Annotated in this window: 17 protein-coding genes; 10 read left to right on the top strand and 7 right to left on the bottom strand. The window is 57.1% G+C overall.

Annotated features, from left to right (window positions below):
- Positions 1–264 precede the first annotated feature (264 nt).
- From hisJ to hisP, 4 genes are all read left to right on the top strand, one after another.
- Positions 265–1,047, top strand: a complete 783-nt coding sequence (gene hisJ, locus IAE50_RS07945) for a histidine ABC transporter substrate-binding protein HisJ (RefSeq protein WP_200580053.1) — start codon at positions 265–267, stop codon at positions 1,045–1,047.
- 83 nt (positions 1,048–1,130) lie between these two features.
- Complete coding sequence (locus IAE50_RS07940) at positions 1,131–1,817, top strand: histidine ABC transporter permease HisQ (protein ID WP_023479875.1); 687 nt, start codon at positions 1,131–1,133, stop codon at positions 1,815–1,817.
- A complete protein-coding gene (hisM, locus tag IAE50_RS07935) occupies positions 1,814–2,530 on the top strand; it encodes a histidine ABC transporter permease HisM (RefSeq protein WP_200133370.1) in 717 nt (238 codons plus the stop codon). Before IAE50_RS07940 ends, hisM begins: the two co-directional genes overlap by 4 nt.
- 7 nt (positions 2,531–2,537) lie before the next feature.
- Complete coding sequence (gene hisP, locus IAE50_RS07930) at positions 2,538–3,311, top strand: histidine ABC transporter ATP-binding protein HisP (RefSeq protein ID WP_042712051.1); 774 nt, start codon at positions 2,538–2,540, stop codon at positions 3,309–3,311.
- Positions 3,312–3,413: 102 nt separating this feature from the next.
- Here hisP and IAE50_RS07925 read toward each other — a convergent pair whose 3' ends face one another.
- The 5 genes from IAE50_RS07925 to yfcG form a co-directional block, all read right to left on the bottom strand.
- Positions 3,414–4,016, bottom strand: coding sequence for a hypothetical protein (locus IAE50_RS07925; protein ID WP_232045311.1), 603 nt, complete (start codon positions 4,014–4,016; stop codon positions 3,414–3,416).
- Positions 3,982–4,479, bottom strand: a complete 498-nt coding sequence (locus IAE50_RS07920) for a GNAT family N-acetyltransferase (RefSeq protein ID WP_200579979.1) — start codon at positions 4,477–4,479, stop codon at positions 3,982–3,984. Before IAE50_RS07920 ends, IAE50_RS07925 begins: the two co-directional genes overlap by 35 nt.
- Positions 4,480–4,547: 68 nt before the next feature.
- Positions 4,548–5,120: a hypothetical protein gene (locus tag IAE50_RS07915; RefSeq protein WP_200579978.1), complete on the bottom strand. Its 573-nt coding sequence runs from the start codon at positions 5,118–5,120 to the stop codon at positions 4,548–4,550.
- A gap of 65 nt (positions 5,121–5,185) precedes the next feature.
- Positions 5,186–6,082 carry a TIGR01777 family oxidoreductase gene (locus IAE50_RS07910; RefSeq protein WP_200579977.1) on the bottom strand — a complete coding sequence of 299 codons (897 nt, stop codon included), beginning with the start codon at positions 6,080–6,082 and terminating at the stop codon, positions 5,186–5,188.
- Between the two features lie 39 nt (positions 6,083–6,121).
- Positions 6,122–6,751 carry a GSH-dependent disulfide bond oxidoreductase gene (yfcG, locus tag IAE50_RS07905; protein WP_023479771.1) on the bottom strand — a complete coding sequence of 210 codons (630 nt, stop codon included), beginning with the start codon at positions 6,749–6,751 and terminating at the stop codon, positions 6,122–6,124.
- A 134-nt stretch (positions 6,752–6,885) separates the two neighbouring features.
- On the opposite strand from yfcG, the gene yfcF reads away from it, so the two are divergent.
- From yfcF to yfcD, 3 genes are read left to right on the top strand one after another with little or no spacing between them, the layout of a single operon-like run.
- Complete coding sequence (gene yfcF, locus IAE50_RS07900) at positions 6,886–7,530, top strand: glutathione transferase (RefSeq protein ID WP_200579976.1); 645 nt, start codon at positions 6,886–6,888, stop codon at positions 7,528–7,530.
- A gap of 54 nt (positions 7,531–7,584) precedes the next feature.
- Positions 7,585–8,136: a phosphodiesterase gene (gene yfcE, locus IAE50_RS07895; protein ID WP_200579975.1), complete on the top strand. Its 552-nt coding sequence runs from the start codon at positions 7,585–7,587 to the stop codon at positions 8,134–8,136.
- Between the two features lie 54 nt (positions 8,137–8,190).
- A complete protein-coding gene (yfcD, locus tag IAE50_RS07890; protein ID WP_023479717.1) occupies positions 8,191–8,739 on the top strand; it encodes an NUDIX hydrolase YfcD in 549 nt (182 codons plus the stop codon).
- A gap of 181 nt (positions 8,740–8,920) precedes the next feature.
- Here the strand turns inward: yfcD and pta are convergent, their stop codons facing one another.
- Positions 8,921–11,062, bottom strand: coding sequence for a phosphate acetyltransferase (pta, locus tag IAE50_RS07885; RefSeq protein WP_094421263.1), 2,142 nt, complete (start codon positions 11,060–11,062; stop codon positions 8,921–8,923).
- An 82-nt stretch (positions 11,063–11,144) separates the two neighbouring features.
- Entirely contained in the window at positions 11,145–12,347 is a 1,203-nt protein-coding gene (gene ackA / locus IAE50_RS07880) for an acetate kinase (protein ID WP_200579974.1), read from the bottom strand.
- Between the two features lie 336 nt (positions 12,348–12,683).
- Here ackA and yfbV point away from each other — a divergent pair, with 336 nt between their 5' ends.
- From yfbV to IAE50_RS07865, 3 genes are all read left to right on the top strand, one after another.
- Positions 12,684–13,139 carry a terminus macrodomain insulation protein YfbV gene (yfbV, locus tag IAE50_RS07875; RefSeq protein ID WP_200579973.1) on the top strand — a complete coding sequence of 152 codons (456 nt, stop codon included), beginning with the start codon at positions 12,684–12,686 and terminating at the stop codon, positions 13,137–13,139.
- A 156-nt stretch (positions 13,140–13,295) separates the two neighbouring features.
- On the top strand, positions 13,296–13,790 hold the full coding sequence (locus IAE50_RS07870; RefSeq protein ID WP_200579972.1) for a YfbU family protein: 495 nt from the start codon (positions 13,296–13,298) through the stop codon (positions 13,788–13,790).
- A 10-nt stretch (positions 13,791–13,800) separates the two neighbouring features.
- The gene (locus IAE50_RS07865) at positions 13,801–14,460 is read left to right on the top strand and encodes a sugar phosphatase (RefSeq protein WP_200579971.1); all 660 of its coding nucleotides are present in this window, start codon (positions 13,801–13,803) and stop codon (positions 14,458–14,460) included.
- The last annotated feature ends 1 nt before the right edge of the window (position 14,461 follow it).

Below are 14,461 nucleotides of genomic sequence, written 5' to 3'. Positions count from 1 at the left end.
GCTGTACGGCCTGCGCCAGCGGGCCGTGAGGGAAAACGCTGCGCCATGCGCCTTTCGCGGCATGGTGCAGCAAACGGTGTCTGTTCCAGCGTGGTGCAGTGGCTGCATCACAATAGTGCAGGGCTGCATAGTTACGCACTCAGATTGCAAAAAAAGTTATCCTGCCGCGTTTATCTTTTGCCTTGCCGGGGGAGATGATGGCACGATAACGCACCGTTAAGTTGTGAGAATTCCCTTAGGAAAGACAGTCTGTTGAGGATAATGATGAAAAAATTGGTGCTCTCCCTTTCTCTGGTGCTCGCTGTTTCCAGCGTCTCTACTGTATTTGCTGCAATCCCGCAAAAATTACGTATCGGTACCGATCCCACTTATGCCCCGTTTGAATCAAAAAATGCGCAGGGTGAGTTGGTCGGTTTTGACATCGATCTGGCAAAAGAGCTCTGTAAGCGCATTAATACGCAGTGTGTGTTCGTTGAAAACCCGCTGGACGCGCTGATCCCTTCATTAAAAGCGAAGAAAATCGACGCGATTATGTCCTCGCTGTCGATCACCGAAAAGCGCCAGCAGGAGATTGACTTCACCGACAAACTCTACGCGGCGGATTCCCGTCTGGTGGTGGCAAAAGATTCTGACATTCAGTCGGAGCTGGATAAGCTGAAAGGCAAGCGCATCGGCGTATTGCAGGGCACCACTCAGGAGACCTACGGTAACGTGCACTGGGCACCGAAAGGCGTTGAGATCGTCTCCTATCAGGGCCAGGACAATATCTACGCCGACCTGACCGCAGGCCGAATTGACGCCGCGTTCCAGGATGAAGTAGCCGCCAGCGAAGGTTTCCTGAAAACCCCGATGGGCAAAGCCTACAAATTCGGCGGGCCGTCGATTAAAGATGAGAAGCTGTTTGGCGTCGGCACCGGCATGGGCGTGCGTAAAGGCGATAGCGAACTGCGTGACGCGCTGAACAAAGCCTTCGCCGAGATGCGCGCTGACGGCACCTACGACAAGCTGGCGAAGAAGTATTTCGATTTTAATGTTTACGGTGGTTAATCCCACCCCCCATTAACGTGCGCCCCCTCCCGCAAGGGAGGGGAAGAGACACGGCAAACACCACACACGACAGGACAGGCTGCATGCTGCACGGGTTTTCTCAAGTGATATTCCAGGGCGCGCTGGTGACCCTCGAGCTGGCGCTCAGCTCCGTGGTGCTGGCGGTGCTGATTGGCCTGGCGGGCGCAGGCGCGAAGCTCTCCAAAAGCCGCGCACTGGCGCTGATCTTTGAAGGTTACACCACGCTTATTCGCGGCGTGCCCGATCTGGTGCTGATGCTGCTTATCTTCTACGGCCTGCAAATTGCCCTTAACGCCATTACCGACGCGCTCGGCATGGCGCAGCTGGATATCGATCCGATGGTGGCTGGCATCATTACCCTCGGCTTTATTTACGGCGCTTACTTTACCGAAACCTTTCGCGGCGCTTTTATGGCGGTGCCGAAAGGGCAGATTGAAGCGGCGACGGCGTTTGGCTTTACCGGCCGCCAGGTGTTCCGCCGTATTCTGTTTCCGGCGATGATGCGTTTTGCGCTGCCGGGCATCGGCAACAACTGGCAGGTGATCCTGAAAGCGACGGCGCTGGTCTCCTTACTGGGGCTGGAAGATGTGGTGAAAGCGACGCAGCTCGCAGGTAAAAGCACCTGGGAGCCGTTCTACTTCGCCATTGTCTGCGGCGCGATCTATCTCATTTTTACCACGGCCTCCAACGGTGTCCTGCTGCTGCTTGAACGCCGCTACTCGGTGGGTGTGAAGAGGGCCGACCTGTGATTGAGATTATTCAGGAGTACTGGCAATCCCTGCTCTGGAGCGACGGCTACCGCATTACCGGCGTGGCGATCACCCTCTGGCTGCTGATCGCCTCGGTGGTGATGGGCGGCATACTGGCGCTGTTTCTCGCTATCGGGCGCGTCTCCAGCAACAAATTTATCCGCTTCCCGATCTGGTTATTCACCTATATCTTTCGCGGCACGCCGCTCTATGTGCAGCTATTGGTCTTCTACTCCGGCATGTACACGCTGGAGATTGTGAAAGGTACCGAGCTGCTAAACGCCTTTTTCCGCAGCGGCCTCAACTGTACGGTGCTGGCGCTGACGCTCAATACCTGCGCTTACACCACCGAGATTTTTGCCGGGGCGATCCGCTCGGTGCCGCACGGTGAAATTGAAGCGGCGCGGGCGTATGGCTTCTCATCTTTTAAAATGTACCGCTGCATTATTTTGCCTTCGGCGCTGCGTATCGCGCTGCCGGCCTACAGCAACGAGGTGATCCTGATGCTGCACTCCACGGCGCTGGCCTTTACCGCGACGGTGCCGGATCTGCTGAAAATCGCCCGTGATATTAACTCCGCCACCTACCAGCCCTTTACGGCGTTTGGTATCGCGGCGGTGCTCTATCTCATTATTTCGTATGTCCTGATTAGCCTCTTCCGCCGGGCGGAAAAGCGCTTTTTACAGCATATGAAGCCCTCTTCGACGCACTGAGAGCACGATGTCTGAGAATAAATTAAACGTTACCGATCTGCATAAGCGCTATGGCGAGCATGAAGTTTTGAAAGGCGTGTCGTTGCGGGCTAACGCCGGGGATGTGATCAGCATCATCGGCTCCTCCGGCTCCGGCAAAAGCACCTTCCTGCGCTGCATCAACTTCCTTGAGAAACCGAGCGAAGGCACCATTGTGGTGAGCGGGCAGAATATTAATCTGGTGCGTGACAAAGATGGCCAGCTGAAAGTCGCTGACAAGAATCAGCTGCGCCTGTTGCGCACGCGTCTGACGATGGTGTTCCAGCACTTCAATTTGTGGAGCCACATGACGGTGCTGGAGAACGTGATGGAAGCGCCGATTCAGGTGCTGGGGTTAAGCAAGCAGGAAGCGCGCGAGCGGGCGGTGAAATACCTGGCGAAAGTGGGTATCGATGCGATGCAGCAGATCAAGTATCCGGTGCATCTCTCCGGCGGCCAGCAGCAGCGCGTGTCGATTGCCCGTGCGCTGGCGATGGAGCCGGAAGTGCTGCTGTTCGATGAGCCGACCTCAGCCCTCGATCCGGAACTGGTGGGTGAAGTGTTGCGCATCATGCAGAAGCTGGCAGAAGAGGGGAAAACCATGGTGGTGGTTACCCACGAAATGGGCTTCGCCCGCGATGTCTCCAGCCACGTCATCTTCCTGCATCAGGGCAAAATTGAAGAAGAGGGGACGCCGGATGAGCTGTTCGGCAACCCGAAAAGCCTGCGCTTGCAGCAATTCCTCAAGGGATCGCTGAAGTAAGCCATGATTGCCTGATGGCGCTGCGCTTATCAGGCCTGGGGGGAGTGCAGTTGTAGGCCGGATAAGGCGAACGCCGCCATCCGGCACTGCGCCGTCGCAACATCACTTATCCGGGCGATTAACCGGCCACCAACCTTGCGGAATACCTGAGGCGGAAATAAAACGGTAATGGGTGAATATCGCCCCACGTGCGGAGACGCGCTTCTCAAGCTGAACCGTTCGCGCGCCGGGCGGCACAAGCGCGTCGCGGGTGCAGAGTTCAATCGGGCGGTTTAACCACGTATCGTAAAAGCGCAGCCCCGCCGGGCAACGGTTGGTGCGGGTGATGGGCGGGCCCGGGTGACCAATAGTAAAGGTCACCTCGCTCTCTACTATCTCGCTGGCGGTAAACTTTACCCACGCTTCCGGCACGTTCCACAGGGTTGCGAGGCTAAGCAAACACAGGGCAACAAAACAAAGCAGCTTATTGCGCAGCGTCGTAAAGGGGCCGCGCCAGGCCGCCAACAATCCCACCAGCACGGCAACGATCAGGATAATCCAGGGATCCGGCTCACCGTTTTTCAGATAGACCTTGTGGCTAAACCCGCTGGAGAAAAGCAGCCATATCACCCACAAAAAGAAGATCACAATCCCGAGAGTGGCTTTCGCTTTGGCTGATTTGAACATCCTCTTAGTGCTTTTCACGGCGATAGATCCAGTCATCATAATATTTCCCGCGCAGCAAATAGGCCTGCTCCAGCACCTGTACGCGGGTGAAACCGCTCTTCTCCAGCACCCGCACCGAGCCGAGGTTGTCCGACAGCACCCAGGCGTTAAGGGCGTGAATATCGCGCTGGGTAAAGGCGGAATCGCACAGGGCGGCAACCACTTCTGACGCCACGCCCTGGCCTTGTGCTTCAGGCAGGATCGAGTAGCCGAGATCCGCTTCCTGCACAAGATGCGGACTCGGGCGCAGGCCGACATCACCAATTGCATGACCCTGCCCATCGCGGATCACAAAGGCATTCGGATCGTTAAGCCGGTCTTCAAACAGGGTGCGGATCTGGCTTTCAGAGGCGATCTCCGCCATATAGCGCATCACGCGTTTATCTTGCCGTATCTGCAAAAAGAAGGGCCAGTCAGACGCCTGAAATGGCGTCAGGGTAAAACGGGGAGTCTGCAACGTCATTACGCGTCCTTGTGAGAATCAAACGAAGAAGCTTAGCACTGCAAAGGCGCGCGCGAGCGCCACAAATATTAGGGGGTAGCGGGTTGCCAGGCATAGGCTTTGCCGTTATCGGTCATAAAGCGGTAGCGGGTAAACCAGGCGCCGCGTGCAGCGAGGCGTTTTTCGACCTGCACCGAGCTGGCGTCGCGCGGCACGCTCTCTGTGTGGGTGCACAGCGTGACTACTCGCCCGAGCCACGCATCATCAATGCGCAGGCCCGCTTCGCAGTGGCTTTTGCGCCCCAGCGAAGGGCCAGGATAGGTGAGGCGAAAGGTGACGTCGCTCTGTACCGTTTCGCCTGCCGTCAGACGCACCCAGCCTTCCGGGACATTAAGCAGCGTAACGCCAACAAAGGCTGCGACGCTGAGGAAAAGCTGCCACGGGGCTAACGCCTTAAATGCGCTCGCCTCACCGCGTACTGCCCTGCGCCAGCCACACCAGAGTCCAGTCAGCAGGGCAACCGCCAGCAGAACTGGCGTATCGGGCGCATCGTCACGCATAAAGACCATTACGCCCAGCCGATCGCTCTCCCACATCCAGAGTGCCCATACCAGCACCAGCAGGCAAAGTGCGCAGAGGCGGATTTTTTGCGACCTGGTCAATGGCAGCCCTTTTGCTTCAAAAGGCGTAGCTTACCACCATCACTCCTGGCTCAACGCAACAAAATTTATGCGTTCACCACATCCGTCAGCGCCTCTTCAAGATCGTGCCAGCGAAAGGCAAACCCGGCCTCTTCCAGGCGTTTAGGCAGCGCGCGCTGGCCGCCGAGCACCAGCACCGAGGATTCGCCCATCATCAGGCGTACGGCCGTTGCGGGCGCGCGCATAAACGCCGGGCGGTGCAGGGCATGACCGAGCGCGTGAGCGAACTGCTCGTTGCGCACCGGGTAGGGCGCGACCATATTAAACGGCCCGCGCAGATCGTTATCCAGCAACCAGAGGATGGCGTTGACCATATCGTCGATATGGATCCACGCCATATATTGCCGGCCGGTGCCAATCGGCCCGCCGAGACCGAGGCGGAACAGCGGCAGCAGTTTGCCGAGAATGCCGCCTTTAGGCGTCAACACCACGCCGGTGCGCAGCAGGCAGACGCGGGTGCGGTCGCTCTGTGCTTCACAGGCGATCTGCTCCCAGCGCGCGCAGAGCTTATGGGTAAACTCGTTATGCGGCGGCTCCTCTTCTGTCACCACCACTTCGCCGAGATCGCCGTAGTAGCCGCAGGCGGAACCGGAGATCAGCACTTGCGGCGGGTTGTCGCTGGCTTTGATCAAGTCCGCCAGTTGCTGCGTGATTTGCCAGCGGCTGTTACATAAGCGCTGCTTCTGCTCCTCGGTCCAGCGCTTATCTGCAATCGGCTCGCCCGCAAGATTGATCACCGCATCGAAGTTGTTGAGATCCGTAAGATCGTTAAGCCCCTTCAGCAGGCTGACGCGGGCATCAAGCTTTTGCTGCGCTTTGGCCGGATTTCGCGTGACCACCGTTACGCTGTGGTGTAACTCCAGCAGACGGGGGATCAGATGGTGGCCAATCAGGCCGGTACCGCCAGTAACGAGTATCTTCATGCTTCCCTCCGAAGCGTGATTATCCTTAAAACGCGCAGCTTATGGCAGCTGCGCTTTCTGCAATGCACTCTCAGTGGCCGGGCGCGTGCGAATGCGCTCAAACCAGTTAAAGACCGCCGGGTAATCCTCAAGCGAAATACGCTGGCGCGCATGGGCGTTGATCCATGGCCAGGCGGCGATATCCGCAATGCTGTAGTGCTGGCCCGCCAGCCAGGGCACCTGCTCAAGACGTTTATTCATCACCTGGTAGAGCCGCTGTGTCTCCACCTGGTAGCGCTCAATGGCATAAGGCACCGGCTGCGGCGCGAAGTGGTTGAAGTGGTGATTCTGCCCGAGCATCGGCCCAAGCCCCGCCACCTGCCAGAATAGCCACTGCAAAGTGACATGACGCTCGCGCAGTTCACCGCTCAGGAGCTGGCCGGACTTCTCCGCCAGATAGAGCAGGATCTCGCCCGACTCGAACAGGCTAAGCGGCGCGCCGCCGTCGGCGGGCTCATGATCGACAATCGCCGGGATCTTATTATTTGGTGAGATATCTAAAAATTCCGGGCGAAACTGCTCGCCTTTACTAATATCTACGCGGATCAGACGATACGGCAGCCCGGCCTCTTCGAGAAACAGCGTGATCTTATGGCCGTTCGGTGTCGGGGCGAAATAGAGGTCTATCATCGAAACTCCTGTGAGCGGAATGGGCGTCGCCTGTTAAGTATAGGTGTTCCCCGTAATGACAGCGTTTTCCGCGAGTGACAGAAGGCAGAAGAGGCTATATTTTGGTCGAAACCTACACGCTAAACGAGGATGTTATGAGCGAACCGGCAATCACGTTGTGGTCTGACAAAGAGTACTTCTCCCCGTATGTGCTGTCGGCGTACGTTGCCCTGCATGAAAAGGCGCTGCCTTTCACGCTGAAAACCGTCGATCTGGCGAGCGGCGCGCAGCATGGCGCGGGCTGGCCCGGCTTTCGTCTGACGCAGCGCGTTCCCTCCTTAGAGATTGATGGCTTTGTGCTGAGCGAGTCCTCGGCGATTGCCGAATACCTCGACGAGCGTTTTGCGCCGCCGGAGTGGGAGCGTCTCTATCCTCACGACCGTGAGAACCGCGCCCGCGCGCGGCAGGTGCAGGCCTGGCTGCGCAGCGACTTGCTGCCGATCCGCGAAGCGCGCTCAACGGACGTGGTGTTTGCCGGGGCGAAAAAAGCGCCGCTCAGCGAAGCAGGCCAGGCGAGCGCCGATAAGCTGTTTACCATCGCAGGTGAATTGCTGGCGCACGGTAAGCCGAACCTGTTTGGCGAGTGGTGCATTGCCGATGTCGATCTCGCCCTGATGCTTAACCGGCTGGTGATGCATGGTGACCCGGTGCCGGAGCGCTTAGCGGAGTACGCCACCTTCCAGTGGCAGCGCTCCTCGGTTCAGCGCTATGTTGCACTTTCCGCTAAGCGAGCGGGCTGATAAGCGGTTCGCGTTCCGGTATCATATGGGCGTTTTTTTCAAAGAGGTGCAGTGATGAAACTGATGTTTGCATCGGATATTCACGGGTCGTTGCCCGCGACGGAACGCATACTGGAACGGTTCGCGCAAAGCGGCGCCCGCTGGCTGGTTCTGCTTGGCGATGTACTCAATCACGGGCCGCGTAACGCGCTGCCGGAGGGGTATAATCCGGCGCAGGTGGCAGAACGGCTCAATACGCAGGCGAGCAGGATTATCGCCGTACGCGGTAATTGCGACAGCGAAGTGGATCAGATGCTGCTGCGCTTTCCCATTACCGCGCCCTGGCAGCAGGTTTTATTACCCGCGTGCCGCCTGTTTTTGACCCACGGTCATCTCTTCGGCGCGGAGAATATTCCGCCGCTGGAGGCAGGCGATGTGCTGGTGTATGGGCATACCCATATTCCGGTTGCCGAGCAGCGTGATGGGATTGTGCACTTCAACCCCGGCTCGGTCTCTATCCCGAAAGGTGGGTTTGCCGCCAGCTACGGCATGCTGGAAGAGAATATGTTACGTGTTATCGCACTTAATGATCAGCGGGTTATTGCGCAGGTTGCGATTAATCCGTAATTTACCCGTCAACCGAAACGCGCCGTAAGAGCGCCATAAAGAGAAGATGTCCCGATGGTGGAACAGAGTCATTTTGCAGGCATGGAATGGGTAGATATTGTCAACGAAGACAATGAGGTGATTGCACAGGCCAGCCGGGAGCAAATGCGCGCGCAGTGCCTGCGTCATCGCGCAACCTATATTGTGGTGCATGATGGGATGGGCAATATTCTGGTGCAGCGTCGTACCGAGCTAAAAGACTTTATGCCCGGTAAGCTGGACGCCACCGCGGGCGGCGTGGTACAGGCGGGTGAAAACCTGCTGGAGTCCGCGCGCCGCGAAGCGGAAGAGGAGCTGGGCATTGCCGGCGTACCGTTTGCCGAGCACGGTCAGTTCTACTTTGAAGATGAGCATTGTCGGGTGTGGGGCGGGCTGTTTAGCTGCGTCTCCCACGGGCCGTTTGCCCTGCAGGAAGAGGAGGTGAGTGAAGTCTTCTGGATGACGCCGGAAGAGATCACCGCCCGCTGCGATGAGTTTACCGACGATTCGCTGAAAGCGCTGGCGCTGTGGATGAGCCGTAACGCCAGCAATGATGTGGAAAAGCGCGAGCAGGAGACGGAGTAACCTCTCTTGCTTTGCAGAAAAAAGCGACCTTGAGGGTCGCTTTTTTATTGCCGGTTTGCGGTTGCGGAGGGTGTTTTTTTGCCGGATGGCGCTGCGCTTATCCGGCCTACATTTCTCAGTATAAAAAAGGCGACCCGAAGGTCGCCTTTTCTGTGCACTGACGCAGCCGCCAGAAGGCATATTACTGCTGCTGGGACGCCTGAATCGCAGTCAGAGCGATGGTGTAGACGATGTCGTCTACCAGCGCGCCACGAGAGAGGTCGTTCACCGGCTTGCGCATACCCTGCAGCATCGGCCCGATGGAGATCAGGTCGGCAGAGCGCTGTACCGCTTTGTAGGTGGTGTTACCGGTGTTCAGATCCGGGAAGATGAACACGGTAGCGCGACCGGCAACCGGTGAGTTCGGCGCTTTGGATTTTGCTACATCTGCCATAACCGCGGCGTCATACTGCAGCGGACCGTCGATAACCAGGTCAGGACGTTTTTCCTGCGCCAGGCGAGTCGCTTCACGCACTTTCTCAACGTCGCTACCCGCGCCGGAGTTGCCGGTGGAGTAGGAGAGCATCGCCACGCGCGGCTCGATGCCGAACGCGGTTGCGGAGTCAGCGGACTGAATCGCGATCTCGGCCAGCTGTTCAGCGGTCGGATCTGGGTTGATTGCACAGTCACCGTAAACATAAACCTGTTCCGGCAGCAGCATAAAGAATACGGAGGAGACCAGCGAGCTGCCCGGCGCAGTTTTGATCAGCTGCAGCGGCGGACGAATGGTGTTCGCAGTGGTGTGAACCGCACCGGAAACCAGGCCGTCAACTTCATCCTGCTCCAGCATCAGCGTGCCGAGCACCACGTTGTCTTCCAGCTGTTCGCGCGCCACGGCTTCGGTCATGCCTTTGCTCTTACGCAGCTCAACCAGGCGAGCAACGTAGCTTTCACGTACCACGTCCGGATCGACGATTTCGATCCCGGCGCCCAGCTCAACACCCTGTGCTGCCGCAACGCGATTGATCTCATCCGGGTTGCCCAGCAGGATACAGGTCGCGATACCGCGCTCAGCACAGATAGCGGCCGCTTTCACGGTACGCGGCTCGTCGCCTTCCGGCAGTACGACGCGTTTGCCCGCTTTGCGCGCCAGCTCGGTCAGCTGGTAACGGAAGGCTGGCGGCGAGAGGCGACGGCTGCGCTCAGAGGTGGCGGTCAGGGAGTCGATCCACTGCGCGTTGATGTAACGGGCAACGTACTCCTGCACGTTTTCAATACGCTCGTTATCGTCAACCGGCACTTCCAGGTTGAAGCTCTGCAGGCTCAGGGAGGTCTGCCAGGTGTTGGTGTTCACCATAAATACCGGCAGGCCGGTGGCAAACGCGCGCTCGCACAGCTTGCGCACGCTCTCTTCCATCTCGTAGCCGCCGGTCAGCAGCACGGCACCAATCTCAACGCCGTTCATCGCTGCCAGGCAGGCCGCAACCAGCACGTCAGGACGATCGGCAGAGGTCACCAGCAGTGAGCCCGGACGGAAGTGTTCCAGCATGTGCGGAATGCTGCGCGCACAGAAGGTGACGGACTTCACGCGGCGGGTTTTGATGTCGCCTTCATTGATGATGGTTGCATTCAGGTGGCGCGCCATATCGATCGCACGGGTGGCGATCAGATCGAAGCTCCACGGCACTGCGCCCAGCACGGGCAGAGAGCTGGTCTCTTGCAGCTGCGCCGGATCGATATGCACCACTTTTGCTTTTGAGGAGTCATCAAAGATCTCAGAGAGATCCGGGCGCGTACGGCCCTGCTCATCAACCGGGGCGTTCAGTTTGTTGACGATAACGCCGGTGATGTTGCTGTTTTTCACGCCGCCGAAGCTGTTGCGCGTCAGCTCGATGCGCTCTTTCAGCTGCTCCTGCGTGTCAGTGCCCTGGGACATGACGAAGACGATTTCCGCGTTCAGCGTTTTCGCGATTTCGAAGTTCAGGGACTGGGCGAACTGGTGTTTACGGGTCGGGACCAGGCCTTCAACCAGCACCACTTCAGCGTCTTTGCTGCTTTCGTGGTAGCGGGCGATGATCTCTTCCATCAGCACATCTTTCTGATTGCTGGAGAGCAGCGACTCGACGTGGCTCATTTTCAGCGGTTCAGCCGCCGGCAGCCCGGAGTTAGCGCGCACGATAGTGGTGGTCTGGTCAGGCGCATCGCCGCCCGCACGTGGCTGGGAGATCGGTTTAAAGACGCTCAGACGAACGCCTTTGCGTTCCATAGCACGGATCACGCCAAGGCTGACGCTGGTCAGGCCGACGCTGGTTCCGGTAGGGATCAGCATAATAATACGGGACACGGTTAATCCTCTTTCGTTACCGTCGAAGCGGACGGGTTACAAAACAGCACCGCCAGCGTTGGCTGGCGGTGTGGGTAAGCTATCAGGCAGTCAGGCGGCTTGCGTCTTGCGCAATCACCAGCTCTTCGTTAGTCGGGATAACGATCGCCGGGCGGGTGCCTTCTTTGTTGATAAAACCAGACTTGCCGAAACGGGCAGCCAGGTTGCGTTCGTGGTCAACTTCGAAGCCGAGCACGCCCAGTTTGCCCAGGGAGAGCTCGCGTACCATCGCTGCGTTTTCACCGATACCGCCGGTGAAGATCACCGCGTCCAGACGACCATCCATCAGCGCAGTGTAAGAGCCGATGTATTTCGCCAGGCGATGGCAGTAAACGTCCATCGCGCGCTTCGCGTCTTCTTTGGTTTCGTAGTTATCTTCTACATAACGGCAGTCGCTGGTGACTTCGGTCAGGCCCAGCAGGCCAGACTCTTTGGTCAGCATTTTGTTGATCGCTTCAACGCTCATGCCCAGGGTGTCATGCAGATGGAAAATGATCGCCGGGTCGATATCACCAGAACGGGTACCCATTACCAGGCCTTCCAGCGGGGTCAGACCCATGGAGGTATCGACACACACGCCGTTACGGATAGCGGAAACAGAACCGCCGTTGCCGAGGTGGCAGGTGATGATGTTCAGTTCAGAAACCGGTTTGTTCAGCACTTTTGCCGCTTCCTGAGTTACATAGAAGTGGCTGGTGCCGTGCGCGCCGTAGCGACGAACGCCGTGCTCTTTGTACAGTTTGTACGGCAGGGCGTAGAGGTAGGACTCTTCCGGCATGGTGGTGTGGAACGCGGTGTCGAACACGGCAACGTTCTTCTCTTTCAGGCTCGGGAAGGATTTCAGCGCTTCGGCGATACCGATCAGGTGAGCCGGGTTGTGCAGCGGGGCGAAGGAGGCCGCGTCTTTAATACCCTGAATCACAGACTCATCGATCACCACGGAACGGGTGTATTTTTCACCACCGTGGACGATACGGTGACCGATTGCGGTCAGCTGAGCAGACAGTTCTGGTTTTTGTGCCAGAATAGTGTTAACGATAAAGTTAAGCGCTTCGCTGTGAGCGGCACCTGCACCTAAAGCCGCTTCTTGTTTACCGCTATCCATTTTCCACTTGATGCGTGCTTCAGGAAGGTGGAAACATTCGGCTAAACCAGAGAGGTACTCTTCACCGTTAACAGCATCGATAATTGCGAATTTCAGTGAGGAGCTACCGCAGTTCAGAACCAGTACTAACTTACTCGACATGGAAGTACCTATTTATGATACGTGGCTAAAAAAGGTCAGTGAGTCGCACAGCGTAGCGCAGGTTGACGCTGACATTTATGATTAACATCATGTCGAGAGAACTTTCTGACACGATGAAAGAATAGTTAAAATTTTAAGCTATTTTGCGCAATTTTCAGACAGTGGCATAATGAGCTTATTATTTGACGACTCAAACCTATTCGTCTAAGGCCTGGTAAAGGCCGCCACAGAATACCCGATAGCAGGTGGGATTGACAAAAAATTTTAACGTTGTCATTCACAGTTGTTGTTTTGCATAAAATTTTTAATTTTTATACGTGAAGTTGAGGTAAAGCCATGTCAAATCCTGAGATTCGACCCGTCAGTTTCTTCAGTTTATTTCGCCGGGGTCAGCACTATGCGAAGACCTGGCCTATGGAAAAACGCCTCGCTCCAATGTTTGTAGACAACCGTACCATTCGCGCGACACGCTACGCGATTCGCTTTATGCCGCCGCTGGCAATCTTCACGCTCTGCTGGCAAATCGCCCTCGGCGGGCAGCTCGGCCCGGCTGTTGCCACCGCGCTGTTTGCCCTGAGCCTGCCGATGCAGGGGCTATGGTGGCTCGGCAAGCGCTCGGTCACGCCGCTGCCGCCCTCGATTCTGAACTGGTTCTATGAAGTGCGCGGTAAGTTGCAGGAGGCGGGCCAGGCGCTGGCACCGGTTGAAGGCAAGCCGGACTACCAGGCGCTGGCCGATACCCTTAAGCGCGCCTTTAAGCAGCTGGATAAAACCTTTCTCGATGAGCTTTAAAGTTGTGCGTGATTGATAAGAAGAGAGCATCCCCCCGATGCTTTCTTTTTTGGTAGATACGCGTAACACCCCCGGCAAATCAAGAAAGCACCTTTTACTCACAGGTAGACTGAGGCCAACTTATTTTACTGCGCCGAAGTGCCACAGGAGTCGAAGATGGAAATGACCAATGCCCAACGTCTGATCTTATCCAATCAATACATGATGATGACCATGATGGACCCGGCCAATGCGGAGCGTTATCGTCGTTTGCAAACCATTGTCGAACGGGGATATGGTTTGCAGATGCGCGAGCTGGATCGCGAATTCGGCGAGCTGAAAGAGGAAACGTGCCGCAACATTATCGATATCATGGAGATGTATCACGCACTCCACGTTTCCTGGACCAACATGAAAGATAACGCCACCATTGACGAGCGTCGTGTCACTTTCCTCGGCTTTGACGCTGCGACCGAAGCGCGCTACCTCGGATATGTGCGCTTTATGGTTAATATTGAAGGGCGCTATACCCATTTTGATGCCGGTACCCACGGCTTTAATGCCCAAACGCCGATGTGGGATAAATACCAGCGTATGCTGAGCGTGTGGCACGCCTGCCCGCGCCAGTACCACTTAAGCAGTAACGAAATTAATCGAATTCTCAACGCCTGAGGAGGTGAACGTGCAGTGCAAAGGCTTTCTGTTTGATCTGGATGGAACCCTGGTAAATTCACTCCCCGCCGTTGAGCGAGCCTGGTGCAGCTGGGCCGATCGCTTTGGCATCAGCCATGACGAGGTGCTGAATTTTATTCACGGCAAACAGGCCATCACCTCACTGCGTCACTTTATGGCGGGTGCCTCAGAAGCGGAGATTGCGGCTGAATTTACCCGCCTTGAGGAGATTGAAGCGTCAGACACGGACGGCATTACGCCGCTGCCGGGCGCGATTGAACTGCTTGAGCATCTGGATGCCTCCGCGATTCCGTGGGCCATTGTTACCTCCGGCTCAGTGCCGGTTGCCCATGCGCGCCATCGCGCGACCGGTTTGCCGATGCCGAAAGTCTTTGTCACCGCCGAACAGGTGAAGCATGGCAAGCCTGAACCGGATGCCTACCTGCTCGGTGCCGAGCTGTTAGGGCTGGCACCGGAAACCTGTGTGGTGGTGGAAGACGCGGCTGCGGGCGTGCTCTCCGGCCTCGCCGCCGGATGTCACGTGATTGCCGTCAATGTGCCGCCGGGTTCACCGGGGCTTGAGAAGGTCGACTTCTCGCTGACCAGCCTGGAGGCGATAAGCGTCACAAAACAGCATGACGGTATCGTCAGCGTCGATCTAAAAGCCTGAT

Source organism: Kosakonia sp. S42 (assembly GCF_016624785.1).
GTDB lineage: Bacteria > Pseudomonadota > Gammaproteobacteria > Enterobacterales > Enterobacteriaceae > Kosakonia > Kosakonia cowanii.
Note: the sequence above shows the minus strand (reverse complement) of the source record. Positions and strands in the feature narration are given on the sequence as shown.

What these genes read in the sequence shown, in the direction of transcription:
- hisJ (WP_200580053.1), top strand. Translation starts at nt 265, where the DNA reads ATGAAAAAATTGGTGCTCTCCCTTTCTCTGGTGCTCGCTGTTTCCAGC.
- IAE50_RS07940 (WP_023479875.1), top strand. Translation starts at nt 1,131, where the DNA reads ATGCTGCACGGGTTTTCTCAAGTGATATTCCAGGGCGCGCTGGTGACC.
- hisP (WP_042712051.1), top strand. Translation starts at nt 2,538, where the DNA reads ATGTCTGAGAATAAATTAAACGTTACCGATCTGCATAAGCGCTATGGC.
- IAE50_RS07925 (WP_232045311.1), bottom strand. Translation starts at nt 4,016, where the DNA reads ATGATGACTGGATCTATCGCCGTGAAAAGCACTAAGAGGATGTTCAAA.
- IAE50_RS07920 (WP_200579979.1), bottom strand. Translation starts at nt 4,479, where the DNA reads ATGACGTTGCAGACTCCCCGTTTTACCCTGACGCCATTTCAGGCGTCT.
- IAE50_RS07910 (WP_200579977.1), bottom strand. Translation starts at nt 6,082, where the DNA reads ATGAAGATACTCGTTACTGGCGGTACCGGCCTGATTGGCCACCATCTG.
- yfcG (WP_023479771.1), bottom strand. Translation starts at nt 6,751, where the DNA reads ATGATAGACCTCTATTTCGCCCCGACACCGAACGGCCATAAGATCACG.
- yfcF (WP_200579976.1), top strand. Translation starts at nt 6,886, where the DNA reads ATGAGCGAACCGGCAATCACGTTGTGGTCTGACAAAGAGTACTTCTCC.
- yfcE (WP_200579975.1), top strand. Translation starts at nt 7,585, where the DNA reads ATGAAACTGATGTTTGCATCGGATATTCACGGGTCGTTGCCCGCGACG.
- yfcD (WP_023479717.1), top strand. Translation starts at nt 8,191, where the DNA reads ATGGTGGAACAGAGTCATTTTGCAGGCATGGAATGGGTAGATATTGTC.
- ackA (WP_200579974.1), bottom strand. Translation starts at nt 12,347, where the DNA reads ATGTCGAGTAAGTTAGTACTGGTTCTGAACTGCGGTAGCTCCTCACTG.
- yfbV (WP_200579973.1), top strand. Translation starts at nt 12,684, where the DNA reads ATGTCAAATCCTGAGATTCGACCCGTCAGTTTCTTCAGTTTATTTCGC.
- IAE50_RS07870 (WP_200579972.1), top strand. Translation starts at nt 13,296, where the DNA reads ATGGAAATGACCAATGCCCAACGTCTGATCTTATCCAATCAATACATG.